The sequence below is a fragment of the Phyllobacterium lublinensis genome, from assembly GCF_020164435.1.
Classification (GTDB): Bacteria; Pseudomonadota; Alphaproteobacteria; order Rhizobiales; family Rhizobiaceae; genus Phyllobacterium; species Phyllobacterium lublinensis.
Window position 1 is genome coordinate 78,679 of record NZ_JAIUDQ010000014.1, and the last position, 14,285, is coordinate 92,963.

Here is a 14,285-nt window from a genome sequence, read left to right on the forward strand (position 1 = left end):
ATACGTCTATCTGTGATCAATGGGGCCAGCTTCTGCTGGCCTTGTTTTTGATTCAAGCCGGTTGCTGGTTCCATTACCCAGGATAAAAAAATGTCGCTCAGAAGCGCCTACTCTCCGTCCGACTATATTCTGCCTGTCCTCGCCATGTGCGGGGTTGTTGCTGCATCCAATATCCTGGTCCAGTATCCTTTCGACCATTTCGGATTGGGCGAGATACTCACATACGGCGCATTCACCTACCCGATCGCTTTTCTGGTCAATGATCTTGCCAACCGCACCTATGGCCCGGCGTTTGCCCGCAAGGTCGTCTATGTCGGGTTTACGATCGCCGTGATCCTGTCAATCTGGCTCGCAACGCCGCGCATTGCCATTGCATCGGGCACAGCCTTTCTGACCGCACAGCTTCTCGACATAACGGTATTCAACAAGCTGCGACAACTAACATGGTGGAAAGCGCCATTTGCCTCCGCAATTTTCGGTTCGCTTCTTGATACGTTGCTGTTCTTCTCTATCGCCTTTGCCGCCCAATTCGCGTGGATCGACGCCCTTACTGGCCAGGCCGACTCATCACTTTCCATGCTCGTACCGTTCTTCGGCAACGAAATCCCCTTATGGGTTTCGCTTGGCTTCGGCGATCTGATGGTCAAGATGGTCATGGCGGTCGTGATGCTTGTGCCCTACGGCGCGATCCTCGCCGTTTTTGCTCCAGCCATCTATTCGGCCAACCGGAACTCGAGATAGAGATTTCTCTGGACGATCGAATGATTGTCGTCCGATACCATTGAGACGCGAGTGCTTCCGTCGTCAGCCTGCCAGACGTCCAGCCCTTCCATATTGTCGATCTGATCGCGCATATCTGCGTCAAGGATGATCGGACCATCAACGGTTGCACCGGGCTTGATGGCTTGAGCCTCAATGCGTCGAATGCGCAAGGTCACGCCGCTGGCGATGCTGAATTTGCGCTCCAGCAGCAGGAGATCCCCGTAGGGAAGAAAATCACCGTCGCTGATATCGAAGTCGTCGCGGCGTTTAACGTAGAAAATGCCTTTCCGGGGCCCCTCAAGCACCGCCGCGAATGCATCCCCCACCTCGTTGATACTTTTCTCAGTGACCGCTACGCGCGCCCCCTGCAACGGGCCGGACGCTGGAGCATAGGCAATTGTTTCAATGCCGCGATTGTTGCGCAGTTCATTCCGAGGGAACGGCAAAGGCAGATAATTTGGCTTTGACGCAAACCCGTCGAGGTCCAGCGCGAATTCGGCAATGCGATGGACGCGTTCAAACGACATGGTCACGGTCTGGCCCGATATGCTCATGCCCTCCGCATCGGAGTTCCATTTGCCCTCCACCGGCATCCCCTCTTCGCTCTGTATTGGCGCAATCCTGAAATTACTGATCGAAGCTGGCCTGCCCCCCGCATCGCGTTGCATTTGGCCCGCATACCAGAAACCCGTATCGGTGACGCCGACAAAAGCTTGTCCTTGATCCAGATAATGAAACGCGGAAAGACCGCCGAATTCGCGATCGGTGGATGTCATTTCAAGACCGCCAACAAACTCCAGCGCGCCGAAGCGCGTTTGCGATGACCCGATGCGGAAGCTCGATATCATCCGCGAGGTAATGGTTATAGCAGAAACGCCCCCCTCTTCGGCAAAGGCAGGTGCAACGAGGAGACAGGGAAAGGTCAGGAATGGCAGAGCGCGCCGAAGGAGCAGCGCGATCCAACCCATGCTATCGCATCCGCGCAGTTTTGGCGGGAGAGCTGCGCTCCTGCTCTTCGAAGAGCGAGGCGAGCTGCTCGGTCATCGCACCTGCAAGCTCCTCGGCATCGACGATGGTAACAGCCCGCCGGTAATAGCGAGTCACGTCATGGCCGATTCCGATAGCGATGAGCTCGACCGGCGAGCGGGTTTCGATCTCTTCGATCACTGCGCGCAGATGTCTTTCGAGGTAATTGCCCGGATTGACCGACAGGGTTGAGTCGTCGACGGGCGCGCCATCGGATATCATCATCAGGATTCGACGCTGCTCGGGTCGGCCGAGCAGGCGCTGATGCGCCCAGATCAGGGCCTCGCCGTCGATATTCTCCTTGAGGAGGCCTTCGCGCATCATCAGGCCGAGATTGCGCCGCGAACGGCGCCACGGAGCGTCAGCGCGCTTGTAGACGATATGGCGCAGGTCGTTCAGGCGACCCGGATTGGCCGGCTTTCCGCGCTCCAGCCACGCTTCGCGCGCTTGACCGCCTTTCCACGCCTTCGTCGTGAAGCCCAGAATTTCAACTTTCACGCCGCAGCGTTCGAGCGTCCGGGCCAGAATGTCGGCGCAGGTGGCGGCAACGGTAATGGGACGCCCGCGCATCGAACCGGAATTATCGATGAGGAGCGTCACCACCGTATCGCGGAAATCCGTATCGCGTTCCTGCTTGTAGGAAAGCGGCTGCGTTGGGTCGATAACGATACGCACGAGCCGCGCGGAATCGAGGTAGCCCTCCTCCAGATCGAAATCCCAGGAGCGGTTCTGCTGCGCCATCAGCCGGCGCTGCAGCCTGTTCGCCAGGCGGCCGACCACACCGGAAAGATTTGCAAGCTGCTTGTCGAGGAAGGCGCGCAAACGTTCGAGCTCGGCTTCGTCGCAAAGCTCCTCCGCGTCGGTCGTTTCATCGAACTCCTGCGTGAAGACCTTGTATCCGCTCTCGCTGCCAAGATTGGAAAAAGGCGGATTGGGGCGGCGTGCCTCGCCCGGGATTTCGGCATCGGCGTCCGAATCATCGTCCATATCATCAGATGATGCGTCGGTAGCTTCCGTTTCACCGGCCTCGCTTTCATCACTTGATGCGTCGGATTCGTCGCTCTCCGACGAATCACTGCCCTGGTCTTCCTCCGAGCCGCCTTCATTGTTTTCTTCGGGTTCCGGCGCGTCCTCGTTATCCTGGCTGTCGTCCTGTTCGCTCTCCTGGGAGAGCTCTTCGGCCATCTCCATCGAGGCCAGCATTTCGCGCACAACGCGGGCGAACGCGTTCTGATCATTGATTTTGGCAGCGAGGTGGTCGAGATCGGCCGCCGCCTTTTCCTCGATCCAGTCGCGCCAGAGATCGACCACATTGCCAGCGGATTCCGGGGCCTTGCGCCCCGTCAACTTTTCGCGAACCAATAGTGCCACCGCCTCTTCCAGCGGGGCTTCGGCCTTGTCGGTGATTGCCGGAAAATTCGCGCGTGCATATTTGTCTGCCAGCATCGACGTCAAATTCTGCGCCACACCATCCATACGCAGCGCGCCTATGGCTTCCACGCGCGCCTGCTCGACAGCGTCGAATATCGCCCGTGCCTGCTTGCCGTCCGGTGCAAGAGTGGCGTGGATGCGGTCATTGTGACAGGCTTTGCGCAGCGCCATTGAATCGCCAAGGCCGCGGGTAATCGCGATATCGCTGGCGGATGGACGCTTGGGCAAATCGGGGAGACGGGCGCGATGACCAGTCAACGCCGGCTTGTCATTGCCAAAGCCGACTTCCATCTCATGGTCGCCAGCGATCGCACGCATACACGCCGTGACGGCGCGCTTGAAGGGCTCGGAATCAACCGGGCCTTTCGGGTTTGCACGTGAATTGTCTCCCGGACCTGCCATTTTTGGATGATGCTCAGCTTATGACGACATTGGCCGTTGATTCTGGCAGTTCCTTGCCAAATGCACGCTGGTAGAACTCCGCAACGATCGGTCGCTCCAGCTCATCGCATTTGTTCAGGAAGGTCAGGCGGAATGCAAAACCGACATCCTTGAAGATATCAGCATTTTCGGCCCAGGTGATAACGGTACGCGGGCTCATGACCGTCGACAGATCGCCATTGATGAATGCAGAACGGGTCATGTCGGCAACGCGGACCATCTTGGAGACGATCTCCTTGCCTTCCTTGTTCTGGTAGTGCTTGGCTTTCGCAGCAACGATGGCTGCCTCATTGTCATGCGGCAGATAATTGAGCGTCGTCACGATGGACCAACGGTCCATCTGCGCCTGATTGATCTGCTGCGTGCCGTGATAAAGCCCGGTCGTATCGCCGAGACCAACCGTGTTGGCTGTTGCGAACAGGCGGAATGCAGGATGTGGACGAATGACACGGCTCTGGTCGAGAAGTGTCAACCGGCCAGATGATTCGAGCACGCGCTGGATGACGAACATCACGTCCGGGCGGCCGGCGTCGTACTCGTCGAACACCAATGCGACATTGTGCTGGTAAGCCCATGGCAGAATGCCATCACGGAATTCCGTGATCTGCATGCCTTCCTTGACGACGATGGCATCCTTGCCGACGAGATCGATACGGCTGACATGGCTGTCCAGATTGACGCGCACGCATGGCCAGTTGAGGCGGGCCGCAACCTGTTCGATATGGGTTGATTTGCCTGTGCCGTGATAACCGGACACCATGACGCGGCGGTTGTAGGCAAAGCCGGCAAGAATGGCGAGTGTCGTCTGCTTGTCGAACAGGTAGTCGTTGTCGATTTCCGGAACGTAAGCATCACCTGCCTTGTAGGCAGGTACCATCATATCGGATTCAAATCCAAAGAGCTTTGCGACAGAAACCGTTGTATCGGGCAAATTCGCAATCTCGCGATCAACCTTATTCATCATGCCTCCAGCGCGACTGCACGCGCAGACGCATAAAGATAGTCACAGTCTTGAAACCCGATGGGTCCCGAACTCGGCTCAAAGTGGTTAGCAGAAACCTGCCTGTTTGAGCAATTGATAGGCCTGGATAACGTCACGGAAACGATCCTCGGAAGCCCGGTCACCGCCGTTTGCATCGGGATGGTGGCGCTTCACCAGCTCTTTATAGCGTGACTTGATATCTTCGCCACTGGCTTTTGCACCAAGTCCAAGCGTATCCAGCGCTTTCGCTTCCAAAGGCTTCGGTTTGCGAACATGCACCCTTGCCTCGTTGAACACGCTGTTGGGATCGCGAAATCTGTTTTGATAGGCCGCACGACCAGAGCGCAACTTCGAGAAATCGGGAGACGTCTTGGCTCCGCCGGCCGCGGCGGCCTGCGCGCTCGCACCCGCGCCGCTTCCTGGCAGACCGGCAATGGTCCAGGTCGGGCGGTCCCCTGTGAGCGCCTCCTTCTGATAGCGCGCCACTTCGGCGTCAGACAGGCCCGAGAAATAATTGTAGCCCTTGTTGTATTCACGCACATGGTCGATGCAGAAGTGGAAAAACTCGCCTTCCTTCATGCGGCCCACGGGCGCGCGGTGCGGGCCAGGCTTGTCACAGCCGTCCCATTGGCACACTGGAGTACGCGATTTCTCCTCTTCGGCCTTTTTTGGCCGGATGCGGATACTGTCAAAATATTTCGAGTTTGAGGTCATCGAGTCAAATTATCTTAGCTTAGCTTGAATTGACATTTACCCATGGATCGACCTAACGCCTGCAATGGCGGTAAATTTGTGATCATGTACGGATTTGCCAAGTGAAACTACCATATGGGCTCAGGAGAACGAAATGTCCACTCAGTCAGCGATCGAAAACAAACTGACGCAGGCTTTTCATCCGGTTTCTTTGGCAGTCATCAATGAAAGCCACCTCCACGCTGGTCACCATCATTCAGACGGTGGACATCATGGCACATTTGATGGGTCAGGCGAAACGCATTTTCGCGTGCGTATTGTCGCGGAAGCTTTTGCCGGCATGTCGCGTGTCGCCCGGCATCGCGCCATCAACGAAGTCCTGGAGGAAGAATTGAAGGGAACCGTTCACGCCCTGGCGCTGGAACCGGCTGCTCCCGGCGAGGCAACTCGGGGCTAGGCTACAGACACAATCAGGCCGGCCTTGCCTTGTCGTCATCCTCAAGGGGGCGGATTCGAAGGCGCGTGATGCGGTTCTTCTCACGCCTTAGGATCGTGAAGCGCTTGCCGTGAAAGGTGAAGGCCTGCTTCTCTTTCGGGATGCTTTGCGTTTCGTGGATGACCAGGCCGGCAATTGTCGTTGCTTCGGCGTCTGGCAGATGCCAGTCAAGGGCACGATTGAGGTCCCTTATCGGCACCGATCCATCGACCAGGACCGAGCCATCCGGCTGCGGGCGACAGCCCTGAACATCGATATCGTGCTCATCGGCGATCTCACCGACGATCTCTTCCAAAATGTCTTCCAGCGTGATCAGACCTTGCACATCACCATATTCGTCGACGACGATTGCAATATGCGCCTTGCGCCGCAGGAACGCATTCAGCTGGTCCTGAAGCGTTGTGGTATCCGGCACAAACCAAGGCTTGGTTGCCACCTTCATGATGTTGATCTTGGATATGTCCCGATCTGCATCGCGTATTGCCCGGACCAGATCCTTTGCGTGAACCACGCCAACAATATTATCGTTTGCGCCTCGCCATACCGGGATGCGGGTGTGATGGCTGGCCAATATTTCGCTGATGACAGTTTCAATAGGGTCATCTGCATTGACAGAATCCATGTCGGTCCGATGGATCATGACATCGTAGACCTCGAGCTCGCGCAGATCGAGCAGACCCCCGATCTGATCCCGGTCTCGCTTGATGACGGACCCCTCCTTGTGAAGAAGATCAACGGCTCCGCGCAACTCTTCCTGGGCCGACAACATCGATGCTCCGGCAGCCAGGTTGATGCCAAATATTCCCAGTATCTTTCGCACAATCCAGTTAACCAGATCGGACAGGCTTCCGAACATGAAAACGGCAATCTGCGCAAACCTGACAAGAGCGAGGGCATTGCGATCAGGACTGGAAATGGCCCACGATTTGGGCAGCACTTCTGCAAAAATGACGAGCAGCACCGTCATGATAGCCGTCGCGTAAGCAACACCTGCCTGACCGAAGAGCGCAAGCAGCATGCTCGTTGTCAATGAAGATGCCAGAATGTTGATAAGATTGTTGCCTATCAACATGACGCTGATGAGTCGGTCACGCTTTTCGATGAGGGTTTCCACCACAGCTGCGCGGGCGTCACCGCGTTTGGACAGGCGATGCATCCGGGCACGGGATACGGCGGTCAATGCAGTTTCGGACCCCGAAAAAAGCGCAGACATCAGGATCAGAACGAATATGATTCCGCAAAAGATCCAGATTTCAGCGCTCATTGTCGATGTTTCTCCTGCAGGAAGCTCAGTACTGCGGATGGCGGCACGTCCTTGGCGATGAAGGATTGGCCAATACCGCGTGTCAGGATAAAGGTCAGCGCTCCGCGCGCGACCTTCTTGTCCTGTGCAATATAATCCATGAGGGTGGAGGCTGGTGGCAAATCGCCCGGAATATCCGCGATGGAAACAGGAAGCCCAACGTTGCGCAGATGGGCTTCAACGCGCTTTGCATCGTCCGGGCTGGCCAGATTCATCTGTGCGGAAAACTGGTGTGCCAGGACCATGCCAATGGCAACACCCTCGCCATGGACAAGCCGTGCAGAATCGTAATTGGTGGCGGTCTCCAGGGCATGGCCAAACGTATGGCCGAGATTGAGGAGCGCGCGATCTCCCGTCTCACGTTCATCTCTGGCAACGACGTCCGCCTTGGCCTGGCACGATATCGCGATAGCTTCGGTGCGCTCGGGACCGCCATTGAAGATGCCCTGCCAGTTCTTCTCCAGCCAGGAGAAGAAATCGGGCCGGTCAATCAGACCGTACTTTGCGACCTCAGCATAGCCGGCTCGAAATTCGCGCCGCGAAAGCGTGTCCAGTACCTGCGTATCGGCAAGAACCAGCTGCGGTTGATAGAACACGCCGACAAGATTCTTGCCGTGCGATGTATTTATTCCCGTCTTGCCGCCAACAGATGAATCGACCTGCGCCAGCAACGATGTCGGCATCTGGATGAAACCCATGCCACGGCGCGCTATGCCCGCAGCAAAGCCAGCGAGATCTCCGATGACCCCGCCACCCAATGCGACGACGACGTCGCCACGCTCGAGACGGGCCGCCAGAATCGCATTGGTGACTGTTTCCAGGGTCGCGAACCCCTTGGACCTTTCGCCAGGCGGCACAATGATTGGCGTGGCGTCGATTCCGGCATCGCGCAGGCTTTCATTGAGCCGGTCGAGATGCAAGCGAGCGACCGTCTCGTCTGTGACGATTGCGACCCGGACGGACTTGCCGCGGCTGGCAATCTCGCGCCCGGCGCTGTCAATCAAACCTGCTCCAATTAGGATATCGTAGGAACGGTCTCCTAGTCTGACGGGAACGGTCGTTATCCCGTTCGAGATCGCTGTTTCCCTCATGAACCGGTTTCCTCATTGGTCATGGTAATTCCACCCAGGTGATGTGCAATCGCCTGCATTGCTTCAATGGCAATGACTTCTTTCTTCTCTTCGCGGGAATTGATCGTTAGATCGGCAAGTGCATAGACTGGATAGCGCTCCGTCATCAGCCGCTCCATTACCCCCCGGGGATTATCGTTCTTCAGAAGGGGCCGGTTCTGCTTTCGCACGACGCGTCCCATCAGAACATCGAGCTCTGCTTTCAGCCAAAGTGAGACACCTTCCGAAGAAATCGTCCGGCGGGTCTGGTCGTTCATGTACGCGCCGCCACCGGTCGCCAGCACGATGGGCCCGTCTTCCAGCATCCGTGCAATGACACGACGCTCGAGATCACGAAACTCGGCTTCGCCATAGGCTTCAAAAAGTTCCGGAATTGTCATTGTCGAGACCTTTTCGATCTCGTGATCCGCATCGAAGAAGGGCAATTCGACCAGTGTGGCCAGCTTTTTGCCGACCGTGGACTTGCCCGCACCCATCAGTCCAACGAGCACGATAGACTTATGTCCAAGGCGCTCACGAATGGACCTTGCCATGTCTGGTAGCTGGGATGACCCAGGAATGTCTTCAGCAGTGTTCATAATTGCGTTTCGACAGGAAAACCGTGCAGTCGTCAAGCAAACTATAGCTTTAGACGGTCTCGTGCCAGTTTCATCAAATCATAAGGGTTTTGGTTGCAGGATTATGGAACCACTAGAAGCCGACAAAGACGATTCAAACGAAATGCCGACGCTTACGCGATTGATCTTCATTCTCGCAGTCCTCGCAGGGCTTGTATACGCCGGCATGATTGCTCTGGTGACATTCGTGCATCCCACGCAGACGGAAATGACCATTCGTATACCCGCAGAGAAACTTAACCCCAAGCCCGGAACACCGAACTGAACGATGCGAACCGCAGCAGCAATTGAAACGTTTCTCGAAATGATGAGCGCCGAGCGCGGCGCAGCGCATAATACGCTGGAATCCTATCGTCGTGATCTTGAAGATGCCGCTGCCTTCAGCGCCGCAGCGGGGCTGCAGCTAACGATTGCCGAACCGGCAACGATCCGCGCCTATCTGGATGACATCGCCGGACGCGGTTTTGCGGCAACGTCGCAAGCACGGCGCCTGTCGGCATTGCGTCAGTTCTTTCGTTTTCTCTATACGGAGAATATCCGCGCGGACGATCCAACCAGTACACTCGACACGCCAAGGAAAGACCGTTCGCTGCCAAAGATCCTGAGCGAGGCGAACGTGGAAAAGCTGCTCGCCCGTACCGAGATTGAGGCTGGCGATCCGAAAGCGACCACAATGGCCCATTTCAACGCCGTGCGGCTGCATGCACTTCTTGAAATCCTATATGCCACCGGCTTGCGTGTCTCGGAACTCGTCAGCCTCCCTGTAACAGTTGCACGGTCAGACAGCCGGTTCCTGATGGTTCGCGGCAAAGGCTCCAAAGACCGCATGGTTCCGCTCTCAGGAAAAGCCCGCGAGGCGATGGCAAAGTATCTTGGTATCCGTGACGCCCTGCCACAGCTCATGGAAAGCCCCTGGCTGTTTCCCGCCATATCCGAAAGCGGATTTCTGGCACGGCAAGTGTTTGCCCGGGAGCTGAAGGGGATTGCCGCACGGGCCGGACTCAGGACGACGACAATTTCGCCTCATGTGCTGCGCCACGCCTTCGCCAGCCATCTGTTGCAGAACGGCGCCGACCTGCGCGCCGTACAACAACTGCTCGGGCACTCCGACATCTCGACGACCCAGATATACACTCATGTGATGGAGGAACGCCTGCATCGGCTTGTCACGGAGCATCATCCTCTGGCAGACTAGGCTCTCCTATTCACCAATGGTGCAAACCTTTGACTGGTGGAACGTCCATGTGGCAGCTGTTGAGAAAAATGTTTGCCGGACCTGAACCGCCGCCCGTCGAGCCTGACGGCGAGGCAATCCACTTCGACAGTGATGGTTTCACACGCTCCAGTCATCTGATACGGACGATGGGCTGGCGTCAAAGCTGGCACTGGGACGAAATCACCGCATTCGGGTTTACCTATTCGCCAGCCATGTTCCCGGATCCATGGTTCGGCGATTACATGGAGAGCCAATGGTTTCTGACGGTGAATGGAGAGACCGGACCGGAGAATATCTATTTTGACGTCGAGTGGTTGGACATCAATTTTCTGCCGCCTGATCTGATCCAGCATATGCCAGGGCTGGACGTCGCAGAACTACAGCGAGGACTTGCCGCTGCCGCGGTCGGATTTCATAACTATGAGGGTGCGGGCCGTTGGATTGGCTGGCAGCGTGCCAAGCCACGAAGGCGAACTAGAACAACAAAGGTCGCCAAGCGCCCGAAGGCCGCCAGACGAGAGAGCACTGCCAAGTAGCACCATACCTTTGCCGGAATTCCACCTATAACTGTCGTCGCCAAACACCATCCAAAGCTTGCTTCCTTGACATGCGCGCCGGCAACAGCCAGTTAGACCATGAAAAATCCACCGTTTTGCAGGCAGACACGTCGCCCATGTACAACTACCTTGATTTTGAAAAGCCAGTTGCCGACCTTGATGGCAAGATCCTCGAGCTGAAGAAACTCGCGGAAGAGGGCGACGCTCTCGATACCAATGACGAGATCGTCCGACTGGAGAAGCGGTCTGCCGAAGCATTGCGTGACCTTTATCGCAAGCTCACTCCCTGGCAGAAGGCCCAGATAGCCCGCCATCCGGATCGCCCGCATTGCGTGGATTATATCTCCAAGCTCTTCACGGATTTCACTCCGCTTGCCGGTGATCGCAACTATGCCGACGACGATGCAGTCCAGGCGGGCCTTGCCCGGTTCAACGGCCAGGCCGTTGCCGTTATCGGACAGGAGAAGGGCAGCGACACGAAAACACGTCTCAAGCACAATTTCGGCATGGCCATGCCCGAAGGGTACCGCAAGGCCGTGCGCATCATGGAGCTCGCCGACCGCTTCAAACTTCCGGTTCTGACGCTTGTTGATACGGCTGGTGCATTTCCGGGGATCGCAGCCGAGGAACGTGGCCAGGCCGAAGCCATTGCCCGCTCGACGGCCGCGTGCCTCAACCTGAAGGTTCCTGTCGTCTCGGTCATCATCGGCGAAGGCGGGTCCGGCGGGGCCATAGCCATTGCCACGGCCAATCGCGTCTACATGCTCGAGCACTCGATCTATTCAGTCATCTCTCCCGAAGGTGCTGCCTCCATTCTCTGGCATGATTCAACCCGCGCCAAGGATGCGGCGACATCGATGCGCATCACAGCGCAGGATCTTTACGAATTGAAGATCATCGATGGCATCATCCCCGAGCCCGTGGGCGGCGCGCATCGTGGCAAGGACGCTGCGATCGAAGCGACAGGCAACATCATCAATGTCGCGCTCAAATCCATGGGCAACATGGATGGCGACACCTTGCGGCAGGACCGGCGCGAGAAATATCTCGCGATAGGACGCAATCTGTAGCATTGGATACAGTACGGCCCGGCTCAGTCCGGGCCGTACCATTTGAAAGGCCATATCTCCGGCTCGGGATGTCGAATGCCATCCGCTAAGCCGCCGAATAATTTGCTGAACAGTGAACCCGAAGAAAATAGTTGCGGTTTTTTTGCCCAAGCAGCTTGCAATTCAGTTCCCAACCCATTACGAACCGCGCTGCGCCAAACAACGCGCAACCGTGGCACGCGCCCGTAGCTCAGCTGGATAGAGCACCAGACTACGAATCTGGGGGTCAGAGGTTCGAATCCTTTCGGGCGCGCCATTCACACTGCAAGCCTTCCGCAAATGTGGACAACGTTGAAGCGCCGACGCACCTTGTGCGCGCGGCGTCAGCCGTCATTGCGCAGCGTTCGTCGCAACAGGCAAAGTGCAGATGAAGGTCGCCCCAACCGGTTCATTGTTCTGCGCCCATAGCCGCCCGCCATGGGATTCGATGATCGAGCGGCAGATGGCGAGCCCCATGCCCATCCCATGCTCTTTCGTCGTAAAGAACGGTTCGAATATTCGGTCCGGAAACTCAACGCCACGGCCGCGATCGCTAATTTCGGTCTGGACCTGATCGCCCACGCGAAAAACGCGTACTCTCAATACGCCGTCGTGACCTGTCACCGAATCCATAGCCTCCATTCCATTACGGATGAGATTGACAAGAACCTGCTGGATTTGGACCCGGTCGACTGAAACGGCAGGCAGGTTGCTTTCCACATTGATATCGATTCGGATCCGCCGTCGTGCCGCCTCGTCCGCCAGAAGGTTGTGGGCCTCCGCTATGGCACTGGACAGGACGATGCTGTTCCTCTGCTCGACGGATTGCCGGAATAAAGCGCGGATGCGGCTGACGACATCCGCGGCTGAATTGGCATCCCGGACGATGCGCTCCGTCGTCATCTTTGCGCGCCCGACATTGACGGGGTCCGCTGACAGCCAGCGATAGCATGCGCTTGAATTGGCCACGATCGCCGCCAGCGGCTGATTCACCTCATGTGCGATGGACGCGGAAAGCTCGGCAAGGCTGGCTGCCTGGCTGGCACGCGCAAGACTCTCGTGCGCGAGCCTCAGCTTTTCCTGGGACCGCACCTCGTCATCAATATCCACGCAGATGATGTTCCACTGTACGATCGTGCCTTGGGCATTGCGCATGGGCTCAGCGCGGCTCGACATCCAGCGGTAATCCCCGTTGGCGCTACGCAGGCGATATCGCATCGCAAAGCTTTCGCCGGTCGCAAGACAGCCACGTAGCGCCGCGCCAAAGCCTGCAGCGTCGTCAGGATGAATGGTCTGCAAGACGGCCTCCAGCCGTCCCATACCCGGTCGTTCCGTATCCGCTACGTCCAGGCCAAGGAAATCGACCATGCGCTTGTTGAAGAAAGTGGGCACGCCCTCGGGCGTAAGCCTCCAGACGTGGCTGGGAACCATATTCACCAACTGCGAGAGTTCCAGTTCCCGGTCGCGCAGTGCCTCCACGCTTTGCCGCAGCGTAAGGACCGCAAGCTGGTGTTGCCGGGAAATGGCGGCCACAATGAGCGCCGAAAATGCCGAGATAACCAGAAAAAGCTGCAGCATGACCTGCTGTTGCCTCTGCGATTCGGGATCGCCGACAAACTGGCTGTCACCGGACATAGTAAGTGCCATCGCTATCAGAGCGAGGAGTGTCAAGGCGACCGCGGCGCCTTTGAACTCGAAGCGCACCGCGACCCAAAGAAGCGGCGGCATGATAATGTAGGGGGAGGAGAGATAACCGCCCAACGCAAGCGCCGCGACTCCCAGAAAGATCAACCCCAGGACGCTGGCTTCAAACCACTGCGGCGCAAAGAGGGGGGCTCTGCTGCGGATCACAACGAGTGCCAGCGGCGCCACGAGCAGGATTCCGGTAGCGTCGCCAATCCAGAATAGCGGCCATACCGCTGCGAAGGTTTGTGATTTTACGCCAAACCACGCAAGCGTCGCGCTTCCCACAGTCGCACTCACGAGGGGCGCAACGCCGGCGCCCAACACCACGAATGCGAGAACCTCCTGCAACGTTTCCAGCCGCACGGCGCGTCCACACGCACGTCTAACCAGCATGGCGCCGACAATTGCGCAAAGGGCGTTGCCGACATAGATCAGAAATCCGGCAACCGGTGGACTATGGAACCACACATACTGGGCGAACATCTCGGCCATGCAGCCGACCAGTATCCACCATGGCCAACTGTAAGGAGAGGTGAGAATGAGCGTTGCCATGAAGACGCCGCCGGGCGGCCAGATCGAAACAGTGATTCCGGGAACGATCGCAAGCGCCTGAGCGAACCCGCAACCCAGGACATAGGCCATAAAGAAAAGAGCCATGTGCAGGTATCGGGGACGGGACGACCAGATGGACAACATCCGCTGCTCCAACAGAACAAGAAAAGCCTTGAGCCGTCAGTGTATCGTATAGGAATCGTTGTTGGTATCGGAGCTGGCGAACTTAATTGCGCGCTCAAATCTCGTCACCGCACCGCCGCAAACGTCCGTGCCGAATCCTGAACAATTACAGGCGCGGCGAA

The 14,285-nt window shown here is 57.3% G+C and carries 14 protein-coding genes and 1 tRNA gene; 7 read left to right on the forward strand and 8 right to left on the reverse strand.

What is annotated here, in order from left to right; genetic code table 11:
• The first annotated feature begins 90 nt into the window (after window positions 1–90).
• A complete protein-coding gene (locus K9U38_RS16715) occupies window positions 91–741 on the forward strand; it encodes a VUT family protein (protein ID WP_224495483.1) in 651 nt (216 codons plus the stop codon).
• Here K9U38_RS16715 and K9U38_RS16720 read toward each other — a convergent pair.
• From K9U38_RS16720 to K9U38_RS16735, 4 genes are all read right to left on the reverse strand, one after another.
• Window positions 714–1,730, reverse strand: a complete 1,017-nt coding sequence (locus K9U38_RS16720; protein ID WP_224495484.1) for an esterase-like activity of phytase family protein — start codon at window positions 1,728–1,730, stop codon at window positions 714–716. The two genes, K9U38_RS16715 and K9U38_RS16720, sit on opposite strands and share 28 nt — an antisense overlap.
• 1 nt (window position 1,731) lies before the next feature.
• A complete protein-coding gene (gene cobT / locus K9U38_RS16725) occupies window positions 1,732–3,621 on the reverse strand; it encodes a cobaltochelatase subunit CobT (protein ID WP_224495485.1) in 1,890 nt (629 codons plus the stop codon).
• A 13-nt stretch (window positions 3,622–3,634) separates the two neighbouring features.
• Window positions 3,635–4,621 carry a cobaltochelatase subunit CobS gene (gene cobS / locus K9U38_RS16730; protein WP_224495486.1) on the reverse strand — a complete coding sequence of 329 codons (987 nt, stop codon included), beginning with the start codon at window positions 4,619–4,621 and terminating at the stop codon, window positions 3,635–3,637.
• Window positions 4,622–4,708: 87 nt separating this feature from the next.
• Window positions 4,709–5,356 carry a J domain-containing protein gene (locus tag K9U38_RS16735; RefSeq protein ID WP_224495487.1) on the reverse strand — a complete coding sequence of 216 codons (648 nt, stop codon included), beginning with the start codon at window positions 5,354–5,356 and terminating at the stop codon, window positions 4,709–4,711.
• A 133-nt stretch (window positions 5,357–5,489) separates the two neighbouring features.
• Here K9U38_RS16735 and K9U38_RS16740 point away from each other — a divergent pair, with 133 nt between their 5' ends.
• Entirely contained in the window at window positions 5,490–5,792 is a 303-nt protein-coding gene (locus K9U38_RS16740; RefSeq protein WP_224495488.1) for a BolA family protein, read from the forward strand.
• A gap of 13 nt (window positions 5,793–5,805) precedes the next feature.
• Here K9U38_RS16740 and K9U38_RS16745 read toward each other — a convergent pair whose 3' ends face one another.
• The 3 genes from K9U38_RS16745 to K9U38_RS16755 are packed head-to-tail and all read right to left on the reverse strand — an operon-like array spanning window position 5,806 to window position 8,824.
• Complete coding sequence (locus tag K9U38_RS16745) at window positions 5,806–7,095, reverse strand: HlyC/CorC family transporter (protein ID WP_224495489.1); 1,290 nt, start codon at window positions 7,093–7,095, stop codon at window positions 5,806–5,808.
• Window positions 7,092–8,225, reverse strand: coding sequence for a 3-dehydroquinate synthase (aroB, locus tag K9U38_RS16750; protein WP_224495490.1), 1,134 nt, complete (start codon window positions 8,223–8,225; stop codon window positions 7,092–7,094). The genes K9U38_RS16745 and aroB overlap by 4 nt, the downstream gene beginning before the upstream one ends.
• Window positions 8,222–8,824: a shikimate kinase gene (locus K9U38_RS16755; protein WP_224495541.1), complete on the reverse strand. Its 603-nt coding sequence runs from the start codon at window positions 8,822–8,824 to the stop codon at window positions 8,222–8,224. The genes aroB and K9U38_RS16755 overlap by 4 nt, the downstream gene beginning before the upstream one ends.
• 121 nt (window positions 8,825–8,945) lie before the next feature.
• On the opposite strand from K9U38_RS16755, the gene K9U38_RS16760 reads away from it, so the two are divergent.
• The 5 genes from K9U38_RS16760 (at window position 8,946) to K9U38_RS16780 (ending at window position 12,019) form a co-directional block, all read left to right on the forward strand.
• Window positions 8,946–9,146 carry a histidine kinase gene (locus K9U38_RS16760; protein WP_370631971.1) on the forward strand — a complete coding sequence of 67 codons (201 nt, stop codon included), beginning with the start codon at window positions 8,946–8,948 and terminating at the stop codon, window positions 9,144–9,146.
• 3 nt (window positions 9,147–9,149) lie between these two features.
• On the forward strand, window positions 9,150–10,076 hold the full coding sequence (xerD, locus tag K9U38_RS16765) for a site-specific tyrosine recombinase XerD (RefSeq protein WP_224495491.1): 927 nt from the start codon (window positions 9,150–9,152) through the stop codon (window positions 10,074–10,076).
• A 47-nt stretch (window positions 10,077–10,123) separates the two neighbouring features.
• Window positions 10,124–10,633, forward strand: coding sequence for a hypothetical protein (locus tag K9U38_RS16770; RefSeq protein WP_224495492.1), 510 nt, complete (start codon window positions 10,124–10,126; stop codon window positions 10,631–10,633).
• A 137-nt stretch (window positions 10,634–10,770) separates the two neighbouring features.
• The gene (locus K9U38_RS16775; RefSeq protein WP_224495493.1) at window positions 10,771–11,724 is read left to right on the forward strand and encodes an acetyl-CoA carboxylase carboxyltransferase subunit alpha; all 954 of its coding nucleotides are present in this window, start codon (window positions 10,771–10,773) and stop codon (window positions 11,722–11,724) included.
• A gap of 218 nt (window positions 11,725–11,942) precedes the next feature.
• A tRNA-Arg gene (locus tag K9U38_RS16780) sits at window positions 11,943–12,019 on the forward strand.
• Window positions 12,020–12,093: 74 nt separating this feature from the next.
• Here the strand turns inward: K9U38_RS16780 and K9U38_RS16785 are convergent.
• The gene (locus tag K9U38_RS16785; RefSeq protein WP_224495494.1) at window positions 12,094–14,124 is read right to left on the reverse strand and encodes a sensor histidine kinase; all 2,031 of its coding nucleotides are present in this window, start codon (window positions 14,122–14,124) and stop codon (window positions 12,094–12,096) included.
• Window positions 14,125–14,285 lie beyond the last annotated feature (161 nt).

What these genes read in the sequence shown, in the direction of transcription:
- K9U38_RS16720 (WP_224495484.1), bottom strand. Translation starts at nt 1,730, where the DNA reads ATGGGTTGGATCGCGCTGCTCCTTCGGCGCGCTCTGCCATTCCTGACC.
- xerD (WP_224495491.1), top strand. Translation starts at nt 9,150, where the DNA reads ATGCGAACCGCAGCAGCAATTGAAACGTTTCTCGAAATGATGAGCGCC.
- K9U38_RS16775 (WP_224495493.1), top strand. Translation starts at nt 10,771, where the DNA reads ATGTACAACTACCTTGATTTTGAAAAGCCAGTTGCCGACCTTGATGGC.
- K9U38_RS16770 (WP_224495492.1), top strand. Translation starts at nt 10,124, where the DNA reads ATGTGGCAGCTGTTGAGAAAAATGTTTGCCGGACCTGAACCGCCGCCC.
- aroB (WP_224495490.1), bottom strand. Translation starts at nt 8,225, where the DNA reads ATGAGGGAAACAGCGATCTCGAACGGGATAACGACCGTTCCCGTCAGA.
- cobS (WP_224495486.1), bottom strand. Translation starts at nt 4,621, where the DNA reads ATGAATAAGGTTGATCGCGAGATTGCGAATTTGCCCGATACAACGGTT.
- cobT (WP_224495485.1), bottom strand. Translation starts at nt 3,621, where the DNA reads ATGGCAGGTCCGGGAGACAATTCACGTGCAAACCCGAAAGGCCCGGTT.
- K9U38_RS16740 (WP_224495488.1), top strand. Translation starts at nt 5,490, where the DNA reads ATGTCCACTCAGTCAGCGATCGAAAACAAACTGACGCAGGCTTTTCAT.
- K9U38_RS16785 (WP_224495494.1), bottom strand. Translation starts at nt 14,124, where the DNA reads ATGTTGTCCATCTGGTCGTCCCGTCCCCGATACCTGCACATGGCTCTT.
- K9U38_RS16760 (WP_370631971.1), top strand. Translation starts at nt 8,946, where the DNA reads ATGGAACCACTAGAAGCCGACAAAGACGATTCAAACGAAATGCCGACG.
- K9U38_RS16745 (WP_224495489.1), bottom strand. Translation starts at nt 7,095, where the DNA reads ATGAGCGCTGAAATCTGGATCTTTTGCGGAATCATATTCGTTCTGATC.
- K9U38_RS16735 (WP_224495487.1), bottom strand. Translation starts at nt 5,356, where the DNA reads ATGACCTCAAACTCGAAATATTTTGACAGTATCCGCATCCGGCCAAAA.
- K9U38_RS16715 (WP_224495483.1), top strand. Translation starts at nt 91, where the DNA reads ATGTCGCTCAGAAGCGCCTACTCTCCGTCCGACTATATTCTGCCTGTC.